This window comes from Rhodococcus sp. 5A-K4, from assembly GCF_046097995.1.
Lineage (GTDB): Bacteria > Actinomycetota > Actinomycetes > Mycobacteriales > Mycobacteriaceae > Rhodococcus_F > Rhodococcus_F erythropolis.
On record NZ_JBJURM010000010.1, the window covers coordinates 196,955 to 219,340 of the forward strand.

15 protein-coding genes are annotated in these 22,386 nt (G+C 64.0%); 7 read left to right on the plus strand and 8 right to left on the minus strand.

Annotation, left to right across the window (positions count from 1 at the left end; translation table 11 throughout):
* Nucleotides 1-353 precede the first annotated feature (353 nt).
* Entirely contained in the window at nucleotides 354-908 is a 555-nt protein-coding gene (locus ACKAMS_RS15840; RefSeq protein ID WP_019747833.1) for a transglycosylase family protein, read from the plus strand.
* An 89-nt stretch (nucleotides 909-997) separates the two neighbouring features.
* On the opposite strand, the gene ACKAMS_RS15845 is transcribed toward ACKAMS_RS15840, so the two are convergent.
* On the minus strand, nucleotides 998-3,913 hold the full coding sequence (locus ACKAMS_RS15845; RefSeq protein ID WP_020907135.1) for a UPF0182 family protein: 2,916 nt from the start codon (nucleotides 3,911-3,913) through the stop codon (nucleotides 998-1,000).
* A gap of 174 nt (nucleotides 3,914-4,087) precedes the next feature.
* Between ACKAMS_RS15845 and ACKAMS_RS15850 the strand changes: the two genes are divergently transcribed.
* Nucleotides 4,088-4,690, plus strand: coding sequence for a PPA1309 family protein (locus tag ACKAMS_RS15850; protein WP_019747831.1), 603 nt, complete (start codon nucleotides 4,088-4,090; stop codon nucleotides 4,688-4,690).
* Between the two features lie 41 nt (nucleotides 4,691-4,731).
* On the opposite strand, the gene ACKAMS_RS15855 is transcribed toward ACKAMS_RS15850, so the two are convergent.
* A complete protein-coding gene (locus tag ACKAMS_RS15855) occupies nucleotides 4,732-5,754 on the minus strand; it encodes a PDZ domain-containing protein (protein WP_020907134.1) in 1,023 nt (340 codons plus the stop codon).
* A 123-nt stretch (nucleotides 5,755-5,877) separates the two neighbouring features.
* Between ACKAMS_RS15855 and ACKAMS_RS15860 the strand changes: the two genes are divergently transcribed.
* From ACKAMS_RS15860 to ACKAMS_RS15870, 3 genes are all read left to right on the plus strand, one after another.
* Nucleotides 5,878-7,278, plus strand: coding sequence for a zinc-dependent metalloprotease (locus tag ACKAMS_RS15860; RefSeq protein ID WP_019747829.1), 1,401 nt, complete (start codon nucleotides 5,878-5,880; stop codon nucleotides 7,276-7,278).
* Nucleotides 7,279-7,379: 101 nt separating this feature from the next.
* On the plus strand, nucleotides 7,380-8,291 hold the full coding sequence (locus ACKAMS_RS15865) for a hypothetical protein (protein ID WP_053062054.1): 912 nt from the start codon (nucleotides 7,380-7,382) through the stop codon (nucleotides 8,289-8,291).
* Between the two features lie 4 nt (nucleotides 8,292-8,295).
* The gene (locus tag ACKAMS_RS15870) at nucleotides 8,296-9,660 is read left to right on the plus strand and encodes an AarF/ABC1/UbiB kinase family protein (protein WP_192804599.1); all 1,365 of its coding nucleotides are present in this window, start codon (nucleotides 8,296-8,298) and stop codon (nucleotides 9,658-9,660) included.
* Nucleotides 9,661-9,665: 5 nt separating this feature from the next.
* Here the strand turns inward: ACKAMS_RS15870 and ACKAMS_RS15875 are convergent, their stop codons facing one another.
* Entirely contained in the window at nucleotides 9,666-9,989 is a 324-nt protein-coding gene (locus ACKAMS_RS15875) for a WhiB family transcriptional regulator (RefSeq protein ID WP_003942321.1), read from the minus strand.
* A 512-nt stretch (nucleotides 9,990-10,501) separates the two neighbouring features.
* Entirely contained in the window at nucleotides 10,502-12,640 is a 2,139-nt protein-coding gene (locus ACKAMS_RS15880; protein WP_408989228.1) for an ATP-dependent DNA helicase UvrD2, read from the minus strand.
* Between the two features lie 103 nt (nucleotides 12,641-12,743).
* Here ACKAMS_RS15880 and ACKAMS_RS15885 point away from each other — a divergent pair, with 103 nt between their 5' ends.
* Nucleotides 12,744-13,001: a mycoredoxin gene (locus ACKAMS_RS15885; RefSeq protein ID WP_003942350.1), complete on the plus strand. Its 258-nt coding sequence runs from the start codon at nucleotides 12,744-12,746 to the stop codon at nucleotides 12,999-13,001.
* Between the two features lie 30 nt (nucleotides 13,002-13,031).
* Here the strand turns inward: ACKAMS_RS15885 and nudC are convergent, their stop codons facing one another.
* Entirely contained in the window at nucleotides 13,032-13,931 is a 900-nt protein-coding gene (gene nudC / locus ACKAMS_RS15890) for an NAD(+) diphosphatase (protein WP_007731249.1), read from the minus strand.
* A 38-nt stretch (nucleotides 13,932-13,969) separates the two neighbouring features.
* Complete coding sequence (locus ACKAMS_RS15895; RefSeq protein WP_003942296.1) at nucleotides 13,970-15,037, minus strand: TrkA family potassium uptake protein; 1,068 nt, start codon at nucleotides 15,035-15,037, stop codon at nucleotides 13,970-13,972.
* 156 nt (nucleotides 15,038-15,193) lie between these two features.
* On the opposite strand from ACKAMS_RS15895, the gene ACKAMS_RS15900 reads away from it, so the two are divergent.
* The gene (locus ACKAMS_RS15900; RefSeq protein WP_019747824.1) at nucleotides 15,194-15,595 is read left to right on the plus strand and encodes a membrane protein; all 402 of its coding nucleotides are present in this window, start codon (nucleotides 15,194-15,196) and stop codon (nucleotides 15,593-15,595) included.
* Here ACKAMS_RS15900 and ACKAMS_RS15905 read toward each other — a convergent pair.
* Both ACKAMS_RS15905 and ACKAMS_RS15910 read right to left on the minus strand, forming a co-directional pair.
* On the minus strand, nucleotides 15,592-18,984 hold the full coding sequence (locus ACKAMS_RS15905; RefSeq protein WP_047889472.1) for an ATP-dependent DNA helicase: 3,393 nt from the start codon (nucleotides 18,982-18,984) through the stop codon (nucleotides 15,592-15,594). The genes ACKAMS_RS15900 and ACKAMS_RS15905 overlap by 4 nt on opposite strands.
* Complete coding sequence (locus ACKAMS_RS15910; protein WP_020969239.1) at nucleotides 18,985-22,347, minus strand: ATP-dependent DNA helicase; 3,363 nt, start codon at nucleotides 22,345-22,347, stop codon at nucleotides 18,985-18,987. It abuts the gene before it with no gap.
* Nucleotides 22,348-22,386 lie beyond the last annotated feature (39 nt).

Consider the following 22,386-nt stretch of genomic DNA (forward strand, 5'->3'; position numbering starts at 1 on the left):
TTCACAAAATGCCCGTGAGCATCAACACATAACAAGCATGTAACGAACGTACCTCGAAACGGCATCGGGAAGGCTCTACCAGCACAAACGCCGAAAATCCTGGATGGGAGAAGACCAGGTGGTCCGGAAAATCGCGAATCGACCCTCGTTCAGCGCTCCCGTACGGTCGGTCCCGGCCCGAATCAACCGGGCGAACGCCGACCCGCCGCTGCTCCACTCTGCCCCGCGGGATCGGAACCCCCGAAACCTTCGAGGGGCAGAGACACGGAGAGACAAGCGCCCGGGAAAGTCAGCATCATCGCCGACCCGCAGGCCCGCCGATGTCAGCAAGCGCGGAGAGGATTTACCCCGACATGACGTACACCAGCATCAGCAAGCGTGCATTCGGCACATTGGCAGTAGCCGGCGCACTTGTCGCAGTGCCCCTCACCATGAGCACCGGCACCGCTTCCGCAGCCACCCACAACTGGGACGGCGTCGCACAGTGCGAGAGCGGTGGCGACTGGAACATCAACACCGGAAACGGCTACTACGGCGGCCTGCAGTTCTCGCAGAGCACCTGGACCGCCAACGGTGGCACCGGCTCGCCCGCCAACGCTTCCAAGGAAGAGCAGATCCGCGTCGCCGAGAACACCCTGCAGAGCCAGGGCCCCGGCGCATGGCCCGTCTGCGGCCAGCGTCTGACCGTCGCAAGCGAGCCGGCAGTCGAAGAGGCTCCCGCCGCAGCACCGGCTCCCGTCGCCGAGGCACCCGCAGTTGCTCCCGCCGTCGAAATCCCGGCCGAGCTCAAGCCCGCCGCACAGCAGGCTTACGACACCGCTCGTGACCTCGCCGGCCAGTACGGATTCGCCGCACAGTTCCAGCAGCTCTCCGATGCCAACGCACCGATCGTTGCAGCACTGCGCTGATTCAGCTCATACAGCTTCACCTGAGCACACAAGAAGGCCCACCATCCGATCGGATGGTGGGCCTTCTGCTGTTCATGAACTGACGCCGCTTACCGCGGCAGCGCCTGGTACGCGTCAACAGCCTTCTGCAGGCGGTCGAGCGCAGCACCGTAGCTGGTGAAGTCACCGCTCTGTTGCGCCGACTTCAATGCCGCCATTGCCGAATTGACCTCGGCCAGCGCCTTCGTGACGTCATCCGAAGAAGCCGGCGGGGCCGGTGCCGTCGGAGTTGTCGGCGTTTCCGGTTGCGCTCCGGTATCCGGATCGGGTGCCGGCTGGGTGACAGTCGCTGCCGAACCTGCGCCCGGCCAAATCTGACTGATCGCCTCGGAGACGGTCGGTGCATAACCGATCCGAATGCCGTTGGTGTCGCTGAAGCTCACCAGTACACGCGCCAACTGAGGGAACGCGTTCTGCGAGTTTCGCTGCGAGTACAAAGGCTCGACATAGAGGATTCCACCCTCGGCAATCGGCAGAGTCAGCAAGTTTCCGTACTGAATCTTGTTCGACTGCTTGAGCAGTGACACTTCCGAAGCAACACGCGAATCCGACGTCATCGCAGACTGAGCCTGCTGTGGACCCTGAGTCTGCGTATCGGTCGGCAACTGCAGCACCGTGAACTTGCCGTAGTTCTCCTTGTCGTTCGCCACCGAGATGTAGGCCGACAGCAACTCACGACTGAACCCGACCATCGGACTGGTCAGACGGAAATCCGCCTTCGCGGTGTCCTTGTCGCCCACCAGCACGTAGTACGGCGGTTGGTTGGCCGACGTGTCGATCGTCGGATCGCTCGGAACTGACCAGAACGCGTTGTTGGTGAAGAACTCACTCGGATCGTCGACGTGGTACTTCGCCAGCATCTCTCGCTGAACCTTGAACATGTCTTCCGGGTAGCGGAAGTGTGCCTGCAGGTCGTCCGAGATTTCGCTCTTCGGCTTCACCGTGTTCGGGAAGACTCCCATCCACGCCTTCAGAACCGGATCCTGCTCGTCGACCTGGTAGAGCGTGACCGTGCCGTCGTAGGCGTCGACCGTGGCCTTCACGGAGTTACGGATGTAGGAGAACTCCTGACGCGGAATGAGGCGCCCGGTTGTCTGGTCGATACTGTCCTCGACCAACCCGTCGAGCGAACTGCGCTGCGCGTACGGGTAGTCCTGGGCGGTGGTGTAGCCGTCGATGATCCACTGCATCTTGCCGTCGACCACTGCGGGGTAGGCAGCGCCGTCGGTCGTCAGCCAAGGCGCGACCTCCTCGACCCTTTCCTTCGGATCACGCTTGAAGATGATCTTCGAGTTCGAGCCGATTGCACTCGAGAACAAGATGTTGCGCTCGGTGTACTTCGCCGCGAATGCAAGACGGTTGAACCAGTTGCCGATCGAGACACCACCCGAACCGGTGTAGGTGTACTTCGAGGTGTCGGTGTCGTACTCACGAGGTCCCTCGCCGTCGACGGAACCGACGATCGAGTAATCGGCGTCCGACTGGCTGATCACCTCGCCGTAGTACGACCGCGGATTGTCCACCTTGAGGTTCTCGTTCTCGGGCGTGGTCGTCAGGTCGCTGACCGAGTAGATCGGGTAACCACCGGTGTTGTTCTGACTGTCGCCCTGCACGGCCGTGACTTCGTTCGCCTGGGCCGCGACGAAACCGTTGCCGTGCGTGTAGACCGTGTGCTTGTTGATCCAGTCCGTCTGGTTCCCGGAAAGGTTGTTCGGCGACAGCTCACGCGCTGCGACAACGAAGTCGCGCAGCTGGCCGTCCTGTTCGTAGCGGTCGACGTTGAGCGTCTGCGGGAACCCGTAGAAGTTCTTGAGCTGACGCTGAGCGGTGAACGTCGGCGACAGGATCGTCGGATCCAGCAGTCGGGTGTTCGCGATCGTGGTCCGGTCGGCCGGAACGTCCTGGGGCTGCTTGGTGCCAACTCCCGGATAGTCGACGTAGTCGACGTTTTCTTCCGTGATCCCGTACGCCTGACGGGTCGCTTCGATGTTTCGTTCGATGTACGTGCTCTCCTTCTGCGCCGCATTGGGCTTGACGGAGAACTGCTCGACGATCATCGGGTAGACCGCACCGACGAGCACCGACGAAAGAACCAGTAGAGCGACTGCCATGGCCGGTATCCGAAGATCCCGCGTGAAGATCGAGGCGAAGAACGCCAAGGCGCAGATGACCGCAATGGACAACAGAATCAGCTTCGCCGGCAGAACCGCATTGATGTCGGTGAAGCCCGGACCGGTGAACGTCGGTTCCTTACGACTACTCGACATCAACGAGTACCGATCGAACCAGTACGCCACCGCCTTGAGGAGCACGAAGGTGCCGGCGATGACAGCCAGTTGAACACGTGCGGCAGTCGTGAATGTCCCAGCGCGCCCGGCCAACTTGATCCCACCGAAAACGTAGTGGGTAACCAGGTTTGCCACGAAGGCAAGCAGAATCGAGACGAACAACCAATTCAGAACGAAGCGGTAGAACGGCAGATCGAACGTGTAGAAGCCGACGTCCAAGTTGAACTGAGGATCGGTGATGCCGAACGGCTGACCGTTGAGGAACAACTGGATCGTGACCCAGTTGGCCTGCGCGATGAGACCGGAGAGAATGCCGATCGCGACCGGAATGATCACGCCGAACAGACGAAGCCTCGACATGACGGTCGTGCGGTAGCGCGCGATCGGATCGTTGGGTCCGGAGACCGGGACGAACACCGGACGCGCTCGGTACGCGAGAAGCATCGCGAGCCACACGATGGCTCCGACGACAATTCCGACCACGAGGAAGAGCACGAATCGCGTCAGCAGAACCTTGGTGAAGACACCGCGGTAGCCGACTTCTCCGAACCACAACCAGTCCGTGTACATGCCGATCAGTCGCGGCCCCACGAGCAGCAAGGCCGCCACTACGACAGCCACCACCAACAAGATTCGACTGCGTCTGGACAGAGAGGGTAAACCTGCGGGGGGCCGCATGCCCACGTGCCACGCTCCAAGATTTGGCGACGCCGTGGCGTCGCAACCGATTGCATCGATCACTGCGGCCACGCCCGAGTGGACTTGGCCGTTTCCGACCACTCTACGTAACAACGGTCACGGGTTGACAACACGGAGAGCAGGGAGCCGGACAGAAGGTGGGAGGATGAACGTGTGAGTGAAGAGAATATGAGCAGATCACCGAGTGCCCTCGCCCGGTGCGTTCATGAAGTTGTCGACCACATCGACGCCGAAGGCTGGGATCAACCGCCGAAGCTGTACGCGTTGGTGCCTACCGAAATGCTCGCCGCGGCCGAACCCGGACTGCTCGACCAACTCGCCGAGGGCGCCGAATACACACCGATCGAACAGGAATCGCTTCCCGAGGACATCATCGGCGGTTCACGGGCACTCGACGAGTTCCTGGCAACGACGCATTGGCCCGAGTCGGTGCAGGGTTGCATCCTGGTTCAGGAGATCGTCGTCCTGCCGCCCGAGGCGGAATCGGATCTCGATCACGCCACGGCGCCGGTATTGACCGATCAGCATGCTGCGGACGAGGTCGCGCGACTGACGGCCAACGCGCATCCCGATCGACGCGAGGCTCGACTGTTCGTCGGCGTGCTCCGTGACGGTCCTTCGCTGTCGCTTCTGCAGATGCGTCCCGACGAAGATGCGGATCCGTACGGTGACCTGGAACTGCTCACCTACGACGGTCTTGCACCTCACCTGGTTCACGCGTTGTACGCGACGCTCGACGAGGTCGAAGAAGACTGAAAGAAGAAGACTGACCGAGCCTGTCTTCGGCAAGGCAGGTTTCAGCAGCGGGGTGCGTCGCCGCCCGTGTTGAGGCTTTCGAGTGAGTCCACTGCGCCGGGCAGGTTGTCGACCTTGACGAGTCGAAGCCCGTCCGGCGCATTCTGTTTCGCCTCGTCACAGTTCTGGGCCGGCACGAGGAAGGTCTCAGCACCGGCTTCGGAGGCGGCGATCAACTTGTACCTGATACCGCCGATCGGACCGACCTCGCCGTCGGAGTCGATGGTGCCCGTTCCGGCCACGAACTTTCCGCCGTTGAGCTCCCCCGGAGTCAGCTTGTCCACCAACGCCAGTGTGAACATCAGTCCGGCAGAAGGACCGCCGATGTCGGCAAGGTTGAACTGCACGGTGAAGGGAACGTCCGGGACCTCGTTGGGCGTGACGCCGAGGTAACCCGATTCGGGCTTGTTGGGCCGCGCCCCAACGGTGACCGGCACAACGGTCTCCACACCCTCGCGAAGGACGGTGACGTCGATCGCGGTGCCGGGTGCGATCGCACCGACCGTGTCCTGAACGCCGGTGATGGTGGTTACCGGAGTGTCGCCGATCTTGACCAGGACATCGCCCTCTTGCAGGGCACCCGCGGCAGGGCCGTCCGGGGTCACCTTCGAAACAGTGAGTGCCACCGGCTTACCGAGAAAGTGGAGTGCAGCCAACTCGGCACTGTCCTCGGACTGCTGGAAGTCGGCGGTGTTGGCCTGCTGAATCTCTTCCTTCGACTTCTCGGGCGGATAGATCTCCGAGCGAGGGACGAGTCCGTTGCTGCCACTCGCCCACAGTCCGAACGCTTCGAAAATGTTGAGGCCGTCGCGAACCGACACCGTTGTCATGTTGAGGTTGCCGTCGGTGGGATCGACCTCGGTCCCCTGGATGTCGACGACGGGCTTACCGTCGACGTCGCCGAGGGTGTTGAAGGTGGGGCCAGGACCGAGTGCGACATAAGGAACAGTGACCATTGTTCCGACGACTCCCAACACGACGATGGGTGCGAGTGCGGCCAAGAGCGTCACTATCCGTCGATTCACCTGATCCAGAGTAAAGCGCGAAGGCGCCGGAGCACCGATCGCACCGCCTGAGCGCCGTGCGTGTTCGCCGTCAGCGTGACTCGGAGGGCGACTCCGACCGCTCGAGCCTTGTACCGTTGAGGTATGAGCAATATGCCGTTCGGCTTCTCCAACTCCGACGACGATCCCGATCGCGACAAGAACGCGGCGGGTGGCAATCCGTTCGGGGGTGGTGACACGCCGTTCGGGTTCGGCGCGGGCGGTGAGGGATTCGATCCGGCTCAGCTCGGCCAGATGCTCACCCAGTTCGGTCAGATGCTGAGCGGGATGGGCTCGTCGATGGGCCAGGGCGGTACTTCCGGTCCGGTGAACTACGACATCGCCAAGAAGCTGGCACGCCAACAGATCGGATCGGTTACACCGATCACCGAGGGCAATGTCAAGGCGATCGCCGACGCCGCACATCTGGCCGAGATGTGGCTGGACGCCGCAACGACGCTTCCTGCCGGAGCGAGCCGCACTCTCGCCTGGACTCCGAACGACTGGCTCGACAACACGATCGACACGTGGAAGCGACTCTGTGATCCGGTGGCCGAGAAGGTGGCGGGCATGTGGGTCCAGGGACTTCCCGCCGAAGCACAGCAGATGGCGGGCCCGATGCTGGGCATGCTCGGCCAGATGGGTGGACTCGCGTTCGGCTCGCAATTGGGCCAGGCACTCGGCCAACTGTCCACCGAGGTGCTCTCCTCCACCGACATCGGCTTGCCCCTCGGACCAGAGGGCACCGCGGCCCTTCTCCCCGCTGCGGTTCAGGCGTTCAGCGAGGGTCTCGAACAGCCGCATCAGGAAGTTCTGGTGTTCCTCGCCGCGCGGGAAGCAGCTCATCAGCGCCTTTACAGTCACGTTCCGTGGCTGCGACAGCGTGTTCTCGCCACAGTCGAGGAATACGCCCGCGGGATCACGATGGACTTTTCGGCGATGGAAGAATTTGCCAAGGACCTCGACCCGTCCGCTCTCACCGATCCGAGCAAGCTCGAAGCACTGATGCAGCAGGGCACGTTCGAGCCGCAGAACACCCCGGAGCAGAAAGCCGCTCTCGAACGGCTCGAGACTCTGCTTGCGCTGGTCGAGGGTTGGGTGGAGACGGTCGTCACCGCCGCACTCGGCGAGCGACTGCCTGGTGTTGCCGCGATGAGCGAGACGTTGCGGCGTCGCCGTGCCACCGGCGGCCCCGCCGAACAGACCTTTGCGACGCTGGTCGGACTGGAACTTCGTCCTCGCAAGGTCCGTGAAGCGGCCGGGTTGTGGCAGAAGCTCACCGCGGAAGCCGGTATGGACGTTCGTGACGGCGTCTGGTCACATCCCGACCTCATGCCCGATTCGAGCGATCTCGACGCACCGGACGGATTTGTCGCCCGGGTCCTCGGCGGCGGCGAAGCCGGCAATTTCGACGACCCGATCGCCCAGCTCGAAGCCGTCGAGGCAAAAGAGCGTGCGGCCGAGGCAGCGATGGACAAGACCCGCGAGGACGACGAAGAGAAATAATTCCTTCTCGACACATTTTCGCAGTTCAGCCATGCTGACGTCCTGTGGATAACTGTCACTGACGCGGACTCGCCGACGGCCCGCCGTGCCAGCATCGAACGATGACCGGTGACACGCAAGACGACACCACACAGAACAGCACGTCACAGCGATCCGCGGGACCCCGATGGGACCCGCGGATCGCTGTTCTGTCGCGCCCGGACGGTCGGCTGCAGCTGGGATGGACACCCGGACGTGCCGTCCTGCTGACGCTGCCTGTCGGGGTCGATGCGCGCGCGGTGAAGTCGATCCTCCGCAAAATGGACGGCTCCAGATCCCGCGCGACCATCCTGTGGGAAGCATCGACGCGCGGGATTTCGACGTCGGTGACGGAGAAGTTGCTCGAGCAACTCACCGATTCCGGATTCGTCCACACTGCCGCCAGGAGGACCGTGTCCGTCCGGATCCACGGTGTCGGTCCACTCTCGGACGCCGTCGAGCGCGCCCTGGTCACCGGCGGGGTAAGCACGCGTCGCTCGCGCGGGTATCGCAACACCGACGTCGTGCGCACGTGGAACGAACAACTGGTGGTCCTGGCCGACGACGTTGTCACTGATCCTCGCCTGGTCAGCGATCTCGTTCGCTGCGGACTCCCCCACCTTTCCGTCCGCATCCGCGACGGCAACGGCGTGATCGGTCCTCTTGTCGTGCCGGGCCAGTCGAGTTGCCTGCGATGCGCCGACATCATCCGATCCGAACTCGACCCTCATTGGCTTCATCTGTCCGCGCAGCTACTCGGCAGCGCCGGCCACGCGGAATCGGCGATGATCCATGCAAGTGTCGCGCTGGCCCTGGCCGAGATCGACTCCGCATTATCCGAGACAGCGGCGACGCATGCGGCGAGTCTGTCGTCGACGCTCGAGATCGCGCTCCGTCCGTATCGGATCACAACCAGGCGCTGGCCTCGGCAAATATCTTGCAGTTGCCAATACCTGGCACCTGTTTCGGGCAAAGGACGCCCCAGTCAGACATGATGGTGTGGTGTCCGAGATCCCACGCAAGAGTTCTGCCCGTACTGCCAAACTCGCGAGCATCCCCCTGGGGATGGCCGGTCGCGCCGCCATGGGCTTCGGACGCAAGCTCGCCGGCGGCGACAAAGGCGAGATCGACGCGCAATTGAGCGCGAAGGCCGCCGAGCAACTGTTCGCGGTGCTGGGCGAACTCAAGGGCGGCGCGATGAAGCTGGGCCAAGCGCTCAGCGTCATGGAGGCGGCGATTCCGGAGGAATTCGCGGAGCCGTACCGCGAGTCGCTGAACAAGCTCCAGGCCGCCGCCCCGCCGCTGCCGACCAAGCAAGTACACAAGATGCTCGATCAGCAACTCGGAACCAAATGGCGCGACCGATTCCAGTCGTTCGACGACGAACCGACCGCGTCGGCAAGCATCGGGCAGGTTCACCGTGCGGTCTGGGCGGACGGCCGCGACGTGGCCGTGAAAGTTCAGTACCCCGGCGCCGACGAAGCTCTACGCGCCGACCTCAAGACCTTGGGCAGATTTGCCGGTCTCTTCGGTTCGGTCATGCCCGGTGTCGATGTGCGCCCCGTGATCGAGGAGTTCACCGCGCGCACCGAGGAAGAACTCGACTATCGGATCGAGGCGAACAATCAGCGAGCTTTTGCAAAAGAATTCGACGGCGATCCCCAATTCGTGATCCCGCACGTCGTGGCGAGCGCGCCGAAAGTGGTCGTGACCGAATGGATGACGGCAACCCCGTTGACCAGAATCATCGAAAGTGGAACGCCGGAGCAGCGCAATGCTGCCGGTGCACTACTCGCCGAATTCCACTTCGCGTCTCCGGCCCGTGTCGGCTTGCTCCACTGCGACCCGCACCCCGGCAATTTCATGCTTCTCGAGGACGGCCGACTCGGCGTCATCGACTTCGGTGCGGCTGCGCCGTTCCCGAACGGACTGCCACGGGTTCTCGGCACGATGGTGCGCTTGGCTGTCGAGGAACAATTCGACGAATTGACGGAGTTGTTGCGCGCCAACGGTTTCGTGATTCCCGGACGCACGGTGACCGACAAGGAGATCGCGGATTACCTGCGACCCTTCACCGACCCGATCCAGACCGAGTCATTTCACTTCACTCGGTCGTGGCTGCAAAAGGCCGCCGGAACCGCCACTGACTTCAACAGTGCGCAGTTCCGAACGGCCCGTGCACTCAACCTTCCGGCCGAGTATTTGATGATCTTCCGAGTTCTTCTCGGTTCGGTCGGCATATGCGCCCAGTTGGACGCATATGCCCCGTACATGGAAATCCTGACTCGTTGGTTGCCAGGGTTCGCGGAGCCGGTTCTGGATGACACCGGCTCCGCCGACTATGACACCGGCTCCGCCGAATAGGGCTCTCACGCGCACACGAGTTGCTTGCGTGGGCGCCCCCTCGGTCTCTTGCGCGCTATGACGGCCCCCTGATCGAGGATCTCGCCTCCCCACACCCCCCACGGCTCGGCGCGGTCGAGAGCCGCACTGAGACAACGGGAACGGATGGGGCACTGCGCGCACAGTGCCTTGGCCTGCTCGAGTTCGGCCGGAGCTTCGGCGAACCAGAGATCGGGGTTGGATGCCCGGCACGGCAGGTCGCGGCGGGTGGACGCAACCTCGATGAACGTGACTGCAGCCGAAGTGACGTCGGTGGAAGTTACTGCAGTGGTGGAGTTTTCGGATTCCACGCGGATTGTCTGGGCAGACAACTCGGTCTCCTAGTGCTCGGATGCGAAACTGTGTCGCACGATATGGGTTCGATGGGTGCGAACCTGAGCCGAGTCGGAAACCGGATAAAGAGGGGTATCCAACACAAAGGCCACGGTCCGCAGGGGCTGCGGGTCCGTGGCCGTAAGTGAACGGATGTGTCCTACCGAGAAATACCTCGATGGCTTAAGAACACGGACTCGACAGCTGCTTTCTTTGCTGCTGCTTGAGGGCGCAGGCGGAACGCATGCTGCGCCCATCCCGCTGCACGCGGCAGCATGGGGGCGGCAACAGCGAACTTTGCGCTTGCGCACGCTTCATACGAGATCAAGTTCGTCATTTTTTTGCCACCTCCATTTCGTGTCGGTCCGGATAGTTTCTGCGCACAGGTTGCCCCGTAACACTGAAAACCAGAGTAGAGAATTCGTCGAATCTGCACAACCTATTTTTGACCTGCGGTTATGTAACTCACCGTTGTCGATTCGGATGCATTTCAGATATCGAGTGTTGCCGCACGCAGTTCGCCGCGAATGACAGCTAGTACGTCTTCCCCGAAGTTGTCGAGTTTCTTCGGCCCGATTCCAGGGATCGAAACCAGTCCACGATTGTCTTGTGGTCGTTGTTCGGCAATAGCCATCAGTGTGTTGTCACTGAAGACGACATAGGCCGGAACTTTGAGTTCTCGGGACTTGTCCAGCCGCCAGGCCTTGAGGTGCTCGAGCAATTCCAGGTCGACATTGGACGGGCATTTTTCGCAGCGCCCGAGCATTGTCGCCGACGTCCCGATCAACGGTTTGCCGCAGACGCGGCAGCGCGGACGCTTCTTGTTCCCCGACGACGGCGCGGCAACGCGCGAAGCCGGTGAGTCCTCGGGGATGAGCCCGTTGAGGAACCTCGACCGGCGACGGGACTTGCGTCCCCCCTCATTGCGAGCCAATGCCCAAGACAGCTGCAGATGCTCGCGGGCGCGGGTAACACCCACGTACAGAAGCCGACGCTCCTCCTCCACCGCGACGTCGTCGGCGCCCGAATTGGCGTCGCCGAGAACGTGTTGGATCGGCAGGGTGCCGTCGTTGAGGCCGACCAGGAACACCGCATCCCATTCGAGCCCCTTGGCCGCGTGAAGGGAAGCCAACGTCACGCCCTGCACGGTCGGTGGGTGCCGCGCCTCGGCTCGGGCTGTTAGCTCCTGTAGAAGCCCGGTGAGCGACAGTTCGGGTTCGTGGACGAGTTGTTCTTCGGTCAGCGCCACGAGAGCCGAGAGCGACGCCCAGCGCTCGCGGGCTTGCGTGCCCGAAGGTTCTTCGTTGGTCAGACCGAGTGGCGCGAGTACAGCGCGAACCAGTGAAACCAGCGCTTCGCCGTTGTCTGCGCCTTCGGGGAGGTCGTCTCGTCCGGCGGCCTGACGCAGCGCCGCCACTGCCTGACGGACCTCGGTGCGGGTGAAGAAGCCCTCTCCACCACGCACCTGGAACGGAATGCCGAGCTTGGTGAGTGCCTGCTCGTGCGCCTCCGACTGAGCATTGATCCGATACAGAACAGCGATCTCGGCCGCTGGAGTGCCTGCCGCGATCAGCCGTTTGATCGCCCGCGCAACGCCGAGCGCTTCGGCAGGCTCGTCGTCGAACTCCATGAACTCCGGTTCAGGCCCCGGAGCGCGTTGCCCGATCAACTGAAGACGCGTCCCGGCGATCCGTCCGCGCGCTGCACCGATCACGCGGTTCGCCAGCGACACGACCTCAGGGGTGGAGCGGTAGTCCCGTTCGAGCCGGACGACGGTCGCTTCGGGGAATTTTCGCGAGAAGTCCAACAGATAGTTCGGGGTGGCGCCGGTGAAGGAGTAGATGGTCTGATTCGCATCGCCCACCACGGTCAGGTCGTCGCGGTCGCCGAGCCAGGCGTCGAGCACCCGCTGTTGCAGCGGGGTGACGTCCTGATACTCGTCGACCACGAAGCAGCGGTACCGTTCGCGGAACTCGTCGGCAACCGTCGAATGCTCTTCGAGCGCAGCCGCGGTGTGAAGTAGGAGATCGTCGAAATCGAGGAGCATGCCGTCCTGGCCACGTGCCTTCAGCTCTTCGTATGCCGCGTAGACCTGCGCAACCTTGGTGGCATCGACCGGCGCCTCGCGATGAATCCTGGCTATCGCGCGTGGGTAGTCCTCGGGCGCGATCAGTGAGGCCTTGGACCACTCGATTTCGCTGGCGAGGTCGCGCACGCTTTCCGTACTGGTGGACAACCCGACACGAGCGGCGGCACTGCTGACAACCGCGAACTTCCGATCGAGCAGACGCCACGGCGTGTCACCGATCACCTGCGGCCAGAAGTACTTGAGTTGACGAAGAGCGGCGGCGTGGAAGGTGCGAGCCTGTACCTGCGGCCCACTTCCACCAACCCCCAGCTCACGAAGCCGTCCACGCATTTCGCCGGCCGCTCGCGCTGTGAATGTCACGGCAAGCACCTGGCCGGCGGAGACATGACCGTCGGCAACCAGATGCGCGATCCGGCGGGTAATGGTGCGGGTTTTGCCTGTTCCAGCGCCCGCGAGGACACATACCGGGCCGCGTGGCGCGAGCACGGCGGCCGATTGTTCTGGATCCAGTCCGGTGTCCGCAGGCATGGGGACCATCATGGCAGGACGTTCCGACACTCCATTCGCCGCGCCCGACGGTATGTGGGCAAGAGAACACGGGCCGATACGGAACAACGCTCTCGGTCGTGGTGTTATATCGGCCGTGACTTCTACCGAAAATGCGCCTGCCCTGACCATCTACTCGACCACGTGGTGTGGCTACTGCCGCCGCCTCAAGACGCAGCTCAACGCGTCGGGAATCGAGTACACCGAGATCGACATCGAGAACGATCCGGCAGCAGCCGATTTCGTCGGCAGCGTCAACGGTGGAAATCACGTCGTTCCGACCGTGAAGTACGGCGACGGCAGCGTCGCGACCAACCCGTCGCTCAACCAGGTCAAGCAGGCCCTGGGACTGTAGAGCCTTTCAGGCTGTTGTCTGACCCAGCTCCTATTTGACCCAGCTCTCGAGCATTCCGCGAGCGATGGAGATCGAGCCGGGCAGCAGCAGTGGCGCGTCCGCTTCCGAACCCCAGTCGCCGAGTTCGAGAGCGGCACGCACCTCGTCCTTCGTGAACCAGGTGCCCTCGGCGATCTCGCCGTCCGCGAACAGAAGCGGAGCGGCGGGGTCGCCGATTGCGGCGAAGCCCAACATCACCGAGCGAGGGAACGGCCAAGGCTGGCTCCCGAGGTATCGAACGCTGTGCACGTCGATGCCGACTTCTTCCTTGATCTCGCGGACAACGCACGTTTCGAGCGACTCCCCGGCCTCGACGAATCCCGCGAGAATCGAGAAACGTCGCTGCGGCCAGGTCGGCTGACGAGCGAGTAGAACTCGATCGCCGCCGTCGTGCACCAGGCAGATGACCGCCGGATCCGTTCGGGGAAACTCCTCGTGGCCGGTGGACGTGGAAATGCGTGACCAGCCGGACATGGTGGGTTCACTCGGTGCGCCGTCGATAGCGCTGAATCCGGCACTGTCGTGCCAGTTGAGAATCGCGACGGCACCGGTCAACAAACCGGCGTCGGCGTCGTCGAGTGTTCCGCCGAGCATGCGCAACTCGGACAACGTGCCCGCCAGCAGCGACACCCGCACCGCCCAGACGTGGCGATTCTCCCGAATTCCCAGGAACACTGCACCGCGCACCGGTTCCGGACCCAGTTCGGTTGCCTCGGCGAAGACCAACTGACCTTCCGGTGAGACCTTGACCTGACCCCGTGAATTCACACGGAGGAGCAGCGCGTCCGCCCAACCCGTGGTCAGTGCGGCGGCATCCGACCGCAATTCCTCGGCGCGGCCGACGCTCGAGCGTGAGAGCAGCGGTGTTTCGGTCAGCTGGAAGTCGTTCACGCTCACGACATTACTGCGCGCACGAAGCTCGGCAGCACTCAGTTCGTGACGCGGCGGATGTAGAGCAGGCGATCGTTCTCCTCGACGGCGTCCACCTCGGGCGAACCGACGCGAACCAGACGGCCGTCGCGAACTACCCCGAGCACGATGTCGGAGAGATGACGCGGAGAGCCGCCGACCTCGTCACGTTCGACTGCGCGCTCGGCGATCGCGAATCCGGCTTCCGGGGTCAGAAGGTCTTCGATCATCTCCACGACAGTGGGCGTTGTGGTCGCGATGCCGAGGAGTCGACCTGCCGTCTCCGAGGACACGACCACCGAGTCTGCGCCGGACTGACGCAGAAGATGCGCGTTGTCGGCTTCACGGATGGCTGCGGCGATCTTGGCTTTCGGCGCGATTTCGCGGGCTGTCAGCGTCACGAGCACTGCGGTGTCGTCACGATTCGTGGCGACGATGATCGACGACGCATTCTGCGCACCTGCCAACCGGAGTACGTCCGATTTCGTCGCCGAACCGAACACCGTCACCAGGCCCTTGCTCGCCGCGGAGTCGAGGACTGTCTGATCGGTATCGACGACCACGATCTCCGACGCCGGTACACCGTCACCGAGCATTGCTTCGATTGCCGTCCGCCCCTTGGTCCCGTATCCGACGACGACGGTGTGATTACGCACGTGCTGCCTCCAACGCTGAATTTTGAACGCCTGACGCGAACTCTCGGTCAGAGCTGAAAGTGTGGTTCCGACCAACACGATCAAGAAGAAGATTCGAAGTGGCGTGATCAACAGGACGTTGACCAGGCGCGCCGACGGAGTGAACGGAGTGATATCGCCGTAGCCGGTGGTCGAGAGCGAAACCGTCGCATAGTAGATGCAGTCGAGCAGCGACAGCTCGTTGTCCTGTGCGTCTCGGTATCCGGCGCGATCGATGTAGACGATCAACACGGCGGCGCCGAGAGCACCCAATGCGATGAGAACTCGCTTGTAGATGGCCCGCGCCGGACTGGTCTGTAGCTGGGGAATGCGCAGCACCCCGACAAGGGCGAAGTCAGGCTGATCGGTCAATGCTTCCGACCTGGTCAAACGCGCCCGGAGCTTACCGGCCATACATCGACTCTCTCACTCGAACTTACGAAATACCTACACGGACATCGGCAGGCAGCGTAACCCTCGAAGATCGACTTCGGAACTCGGGCGCCGAATAGCGCGCGGGTCGTGGCGCCGGTAGTGGCAAGAAGGTCCACCGTGAGGCAGGCTGGGCAAATGCCTTTCACCGGTTCGACGTCCACTCCCAGCCAAGCGGCCGCTCTTCGTTTGTCGGCCCTCCTTCTCGGCGCCGGCACCATGCATTTTGCAGCGCCCTCGTTCTTCGACAGCACCGTTCCCCGCCAGCTTCCCGGACAGGCCCGCACCTACACCCAGGTGTCCGGCGTCGCGGAACTGGCGATCGGCGCTGCCTTGGCCGTGCCGAAGACCCGCAAGCTCGGCGCGGGCCTTGCCGCCGCGCTCTTTGTTGCCGTGTTCCCCGCCAACATCCAGATGGCGATCGACTGGTGCCGAAGCCCGAAGACGTCCACACCGCAGAAGATCGGTTCGATCGCACGTCTCCCCCTGCAGGTCCCGCTGGTGACCGAAGCACTCAAGGCTCGTCGAAACGCAAGCTAATCTTGCGCGCCTGCCGTTCGGATGAGGCGAGCGAGAGCCTCACCGTCCGGCAGGTTCTCGGGTGCGATGGTGCGACCCGATCGAACGTAGTGAAACGCCGCCCTCACCTTGTCGGCCGGAAACTGTTCGTTGCGCCCCGCAGAACGAGCTCTGGCTGACATCAATTCGGCCCAGGCCACCCGATACGCGGCCAACTGCATCACAACAGCGTCCTCGTTGGCGGCCGACGGTTCGGCACCGGTCTTCCAGTCGATCACCGTCCATCCGCCGTCGGGATCGGCGAACACAGCGTCGATCCGACCGCGCAAAACCGTTCCGGCAATGGATGTTTCGAAAGGAACTTCCACTTCGATCGGGCTGCGATTGGCCCACGGGGACCGCAAGAACGCATCCTGAAGTTTCACCAGGTCGGTCTCGGGACCCGCGCCGGTATCCGCGGCGCCGGGTAGCTCGTCGAGATCCAACAGCCGAGTCGCACCGAACCTTCGCTCGATCCAGGCGTGAAAAGCGGTTCCACGACGAGCCAACGGGTTAGGCGGATACGGCAGCGGACGACGTAGGCGAGCCGCCAGTTCGTCCGGATCTGCCTTGAGGTCGACGAGCTGAGTCACCGAAAGCTGCGCCGGGAGAATCACTTCGGCACGCGCGTTTGCGCGGGCCTCGCGCTCGGCCAGGAGCACGTCGACGTCCGAGGCCCAGTTCTCCGGATCGTCCTCCGGTTCTTCCGCCTCTTCGCTGTCTTGCGGCAGCGAAGCGAGAGCGGACAGGACGCTCGCGGCTCCGGCCTCGACGGCGCCGCGCCGCGCACCCAGCGGATCCGGCGGCCACTGCGCCGTACGGGGCGTGGCGGCCAACGGGTTCTCGGTATCGGGTTCCGGGGCCGGCGCCCATTCCTCCACGACACCGATCGCACCGCGTGAGTCTTCCTCATCGGCATCGTTGTCGGCCGTGACCATCTGATGCAGCTCGTCCAGGAACTCCGAAGGCCCCTTCGGTTCCGAACCGGATTCCGCCCAGTGATGCGCCGAGATGAACAGCGCCCGTTCGGTTCTGGTCAGCGCGACGTAGAACAACCGCCGGTCCTCGTCCAGTCGACGGTTGGACAAGGCCTTCTTGTGCGCCGTTATCGCGTTCTCGAGGTCCTTGCGGTTGTAGAGCTCCTCGAGGTCGAGCACCGGAACTCCGTCGGCCGAATCCGCGTCGACCGCCCGGTCACCACGCAACGACGGTGGCAGTTCGGCGAGCGCCCCGAGCCACGATCCGGACGCGGTGGACGAGGGGAACACCCCGTCGCTGACATGCGGGATCGCCACTACTTCCCATTCGAGCCCCTTCGCCGAGTGCACGGTCAGGATCTGGACCCGATCCGGCGCCACCTCCACTTCGCCTGGCGTGAGGCCCTTTTCGATCTGTTCAGCTGCCGCGAAGAAAGCCAGCATCCCGGTCAGATTGGCAGTTGGACGCGTCGCGTAGTTGGCGACGACGTCGGCGAAGGCGTCGAGATGCTCGCGGCCCGCGGTCCCGACGACGCCGACTCGGGTCCGTGCGCCCGCCTCGATTCCGATCCCGAGCACCCGCTCGACCTCCGCCACCAATTCGGTGAGCGGCTGGCCGATACGTTCGCGCAACGACGCCAACTCTGCCGCTATCGCATTGATGCGTGTGTACCCGAGAGCCGAATAGCGTTCTGCCGGGCCTGGATCGGAGATCGAGTCGACCAATCCTGCTTGCTCGGCGTTCTCCCCGGGCAGAGCATCGTGGACCGCCGAGGTGAGCGCCTCGGCGTCGGTGACCGCACCCGCCGTTCCGTATCCCGCGGAGATGGCAAGTTCGCGGGAGCGTTGAGAGAGTGCGGCCAGGTCCTTCGCGCCGATCTGCCATCGCGCGCCGGTGAGCAGCCGAACAGCTGCGCTTCCTGCAAGCGGATCGGCGACCACCCGGAGCATGGCGATCACGTCCGCAACCTCGGGTGTGTGCAGGAGCCCACCGAGTCCGACCACTTCGACCGGCAGACCTTTGGACCGCAAGGCCTCGGCCAGCGGAGCGGCATCGGCGTTCCGGCGGATCAACACCGCTGCCGTGGGCGTCGGGCGGTCTTCGGCACGTGCCGCCTCGTATTCTTCGGCGATCTTCTCCGCCACCCACTGACGTTCCTGTTCGACGTCTCCCAGAAGCGCCAGTCGAACGTCTCCGGCGACGGCTCCCGGCCGTGCACGCAGGGTACTGACGGCCACGCCGCGTCGACGCAACGGCGCCGAAGACAGGTTGGCCAGCTCGAGAGCCTCCGGCGGGTTACGCCAACTGGTGAGCAGTTCGAGCGTCGGAGCCGGTTTTCCGTTGGCAAGGGGGAAGTCGGTTGCAAACCGGGGCAGGTTGGCCGCCGACGCGCCGCGCCAACCGTAGATCGACTGCATCGGATCGCCGACGGCCGTCAGCGCCAAACGGCCGTCGGCTCCCCCACCGAACAACGAGGACAACAACACTCGCTGAGCGTGACCGGTGTCCTGGTACTCGTCGAGAAGAACCACCCGAAAGCGCTCACGCTCGGTCTGCCCGACCTCGGGATGCTCGGCGGCGACCCGGGCAGACAGCGACATCTGGCTGCCGAAATCCAATGCGCCTTCACGCCGCAGCGTCTCACCCAGCCGGGCGACGAGAGGCAACAGTTCGATGCGCTTATGTTGCACATCAAGGTAATTCAACAGCTCCTTGCTCGGTCCACCCCGCTGTTTCGGGCCGGCGGGCAGAGTGTGAATCAGCTTGTCCAGCTCGGTGTGTGCCTCGAGCAACTGCTCGGGATCGACCAGGTGCTCCGCCAACTGACCGGCAAGAGCCAGAACGGTCTCGGTGATCGAACCCGGATTCTTGTCGGTGTCCAGATCACTGTCCCAGCCGCTCACGACGCGGTGCGCAACCTGCCACAGTTCGGTCTCGGACAACAACGTCGCCGAGGGTTCGATGGGCAACAGCAGTCCGTGTTCGGAGAGCAACCGTCCCGCGTAAGCATGGTAGGTACTGACTTCGGGTTCGCCGGCCAGAATCCGGGAACGGACTCCGCCGGTCGGGTCGAGTGCCCGCAGAACGTCCGAACCCGCCAGCCGCGCCAACCGCTTGCGGATTCGCGACGTGAGTTGTTGCGCCGCTTTGCGCGTGAAGGTCAGGCCGAGAACCGCCTCGGGATCGACGAAGCCGTTGGCAACCAGCCACACGACGCGAGCAGCCATCGTCTCGGTCTTTCCGGCACCGGCGCCGGCGACCACCAATGTCGGACCGAGCGGTGCGGCGATCACTGCTGCCTGCTCGGGCGTCGGAGGGTGCTGACCGAGCGCGACCGCCAGGTCGACAGGGTCGATCTTCGGTCGGCGTGCCTTCTGCGTCGCGGCAGCCACTTAGTTACTCACCTGTCGTCCCTCGTCGTGTGCCGGGCAACTCGAACGCACCGGGCAATGTCTACATCCGTCGTTGACCCTGGCCAGATACTGCGGCCCTTGGGTCGCTGCCGCTGCGTTGTGAATGACGTCTCGCCACATCTCGACAGCTTCGGCCGTCAGCGGCGGCTGAACTCGCTGCGCCGCACCGTCCTTCTTGTTGGACTTGGCCACGAATACCAGGCGTGCACCGCCGGGTTGTGTGGCCGGTTCGCCGGCAATCGCACCTTCGGCCGCTGCGACCTGGTACGCCGCCAACTGCGCATGAGATTGCGCGGCCTCGTTGCTGACGGGGTTTCGCGCAGTCTTGACGTCGACAACCACTGGACGACCTTCGGTGTCGCGCTCGAGCCGGTCGATCCGGCCACGTAGCTTGACCGCAGGCGCTCCTTCTTCGCGCGGTTCGAGGACCCCCTCGACCGCGACCTCGACGCCGACTTCGGTCAGCTCACCGCGAGTTGCGTTCATCCAGGCCGTGAACGTCGCCAGCATCTCCCGAGTTCGATTGAGTTCACGGCGCGAGTACCACTGCGATCCCAGATCGATGGATTCCCAGGCATTTTCGAGTGCCTTCTCGACCTGATCCGGTGGAATCCGGCCGGCCAGTGCCTGCACCAAGGTATGGACCAGCGTACCGGCGATCGCATGAGTGTTGTCTCCGTCGCTGCCACCGTGACGCTCGAACACCCATCGGAGAGGACATGTTTCGAGAAGCTCGATGGTGGACGGGGACAGTGAAACCGGTCCGTCCTCGGGTTGCCACATGGGAGCAGCGGTACTCGGCTCGGCTGTGCCGTACCACTGATCCGGATGCGCGCCTCGTACTCCGGCCGCAGCCAGACGGGCCAACTGGCGAGCAGCCCGAGAATGCTTCTCGGGGTCGAAATGCGCGATGTCGGGATCACACACCACGCTGCGAAGCTGTGCGACCAGTGCAGGCAGCGACAGAACCCGGGTATCCCCGGTCTCGGGTGCAACGACGTCGAGATCGGAGGACGGGTCGTCCGAGTACGCGTCACCACGGATCAATTCGTCCACGAACCGCGAAGGCACCAAGTCGGTGTCCCCCGAAGCCGATTCGACTGCGGTGATCAGCAGACGGCGACGAGCACGGCTACAGGCGACCAGGAACAACCTGCGTTCTTCGGCCAGAAGCGGCGCGGTTCGCGAGAGTCGTTCGGCAGCCGAGTCACTGCCGTCGGAGACTCCGTTGACCAGGTCGATAAGAGCTTCGGTACGCAGTAGCGAGCCGCGTGCCCGCAAACTCGGCCAGAGCCCCTCCTGCACACCCGCCACCGCCACCACCGCCCATTCGCGCCCCGCCGCGGCGTGAGCGCTGACCACGGTGACGGCGTCGGGAGCGATGACCGATCGGCTCCGCGAGTCGGTCGGTATCTCCTGGCTGGTCAGGTAGTCGACAAAACCGGAGAGTTGCGAACGCGGCAGCCGGTCGACGTAGTTGGCAGCCGCGTCGAAGAGTGCGACTACGGCGTCGAGGTCTCGATCGGCTTGTGAGCCGATCGGTCCGCCGCGCGCCGACGCGGCCGCCCACCGCCGTTCCAGCCCCGTCGCCTGCCAGGCCGCCCACAGAACTTCTTCGACCCCGAGACCACGCTCGAGAGGCACTCGGGCCTTGCGAAGGACCGACAGCACGCGATTGAGGGCCGCAGCTTCGACGTCTGTCAGCTTGCCCATCAGGCGCTTGGACTGCGCACGATCCTCGTCGATCAGAATGAGCCGCAACAACTCCGAGGAGTCCCGATCACTTCCCGATGCCAACTCGACCCGGCGCAGGCCACGACGCAACCGGCGCAGGGTGACCGGTTCGGCGCCGCCGATGGGACCGGCCATCAGGGCAAGCGCGTCGTCGCCGGTGAACTGATCGCCGCCGAGCGCCCGAAGGACCAGCAGCAGGCCGGACACTCCGTGTTGCCGCGCGAGCGGCAATTCGGTGGCAGCGGTCGTGACGGGCACCCCCGCCGCGAGCAGGGCTCGCCGGAGAGGGGCGAGAGTGCGCGGGACCGACCGCACGATGACGGCCATGTCGGACCACGCAATCCCGTCCAGCAGATGCGCTCGGCGCAAGGTATCTGCGACGACTGCCGCCTCTTTGGCCGTCGTACCGAGAACCCGCACCGACGCCCGTCCCGGATTCTCATCGGTGAGATCGGATGGAACCGCGATGCGATGAGCCAAGTTGCCGGGCAGCCGCGCAGCGATCTTGGCCGCGATCGACGCGACGTCGGCGTTGTTGCGATACGTGACGGGCAGAACGATCTGGCGCTCGTCTCCGCGCTCGGCCAGTCCGAGCAGGAACGCCGAATCCGCACCGCGGAATCCGAAGACGGACTGATCGGGATCACCGGCGATGACCGTGCCCGCAGTTCCGGTTCCGATCAACCGAACCAGTTGCGCCGCCTGCGGATCCAGATGTTGTGCGTCGTCGACAAGGAGGTGCCGGATCCGAGCGCGCTCGGAGCGAAGCAATTCGGGATCGGTGGCGAACGCGGTCAAGGCCGCACCGATCAACTCGGCCGCGTCGAGTGCCGGCGCCGTCGCCTCCGGAGCCTCGACACCGACACTGCCGCGCAGCAGCACGCCTTGCTCGTAGGCCTCGGCGAACCGCCCGGCCGCCACCCACTCCGGACGGCCACGCTTCTTGCCGAGCTTGACCAGATCTTCGGGGCCGAGCCCGCGCTCGTTGGCTCGCAGCATCAGATCTCGAAGTTCGACGGCAAATCCGTTCAAACCCAATGCGGGTCGCAGGCGCTCCGGCCACCGGAGGGCGCCGTCTTCGATGTCTCCGCGCAACATCTCTCGGAGCACCGAGTCCTGCTCGGCGCCGGTGATCAGGCGTGGCGGCGCATTGCCGTGTGCTGCGGCTTGAAGCCGGAGAACGGCAAAGGCGTAGGAGTGAACGGTGCGTACCAGCGGCTCACGGGTTGCCTGCGGTCCGCGTTCCTGTTGGTACCCGAGCAACCCAGCGGTGATCTGCTCTCGGACCTGCGTCGCGGCTCGGCGTGACTGGGTGAGCACCAGGACCGATTCAGGATCTTCGCCACCCGAGATCTTCTGCACTGCCAGATCCACGAGAAGGGACGTCTTGCCGGTTCCGGGACTGCCGAGTACCTGCCAGGGATTCCAAGCCGCTGCCGAACCGAATGAAACAGGGCCGAACGCGAGCTGGAACGGATCCTCGGACGGCGGCGCGAAGAGCCGCGTCGTCCCTTCATCCCACGTTCGGGGTATCGGAGACGGCGCAGTTCGGTGCACCAACCGCGCCCGCGGAATGGTGACCTTGCTGCGTGTTGCCGTCTCACTCACCCAGGCATTCCACCAGAGCGCACCGACAACTCACACATC

What these genes read in the sequence shown, in the direction of transcription:
- ACKAMS_RS15840 (WP_019747833.1), top strand. Translation starts at nt 354, where the DNA reads ATGACGTACACCAGCATCAGCAAGCGTGCATTCGGCACATTGGCAGTA.
- ACKAMS_RS15845 (WP_020907135.1), bottom strand. Translation starts at nt 3,913, where the DNA reads ATGCGGCCCCCCGCAGGTTTACCCTCTCTGTCCAGACGCAGTCGAATC.
- ACKAMS_RS15860 (WP_019747829.1), top strand. Translation starts at nt 5,878, where the DNA reads ATGAGCAATATGCCGTTCGGCTTCTCCAACTCCGACGACGATCCCGAT.
- ACKAMS_RS15865 (WP_053062054.1), top strand. Translation starts at nt 7,380, where the DNA reads ATGACCGGTGACACGCAAGACGACACCACACAGAACAGCACGTCACAG.
- ACKAMS_RS15880 (WP_408989228.1), bottom strand. Translation starts at nt 12,640, where the DNA reads ATGATGGTCCCCATGCCTGCGGACACCGGACTGGATCCAGAACAATCG.
- ACKAMS_RS15895 (WP_003942296.1), bottom strand. Translation starts at nt 15,037, where the DNA reads ATGGCCGGTAAGCTCCGGGCGCGTTTGACCAGGTCGGAAGCATTGACC.
- ACKAMS_RS15900 (WP_019747824.1), top strand. Translation starts at nt 15,194, where the DNA reads ATGCCTTTCACCGGTTCGACGTCCACTCCCAGCCAAGCGGCCGCTCTT.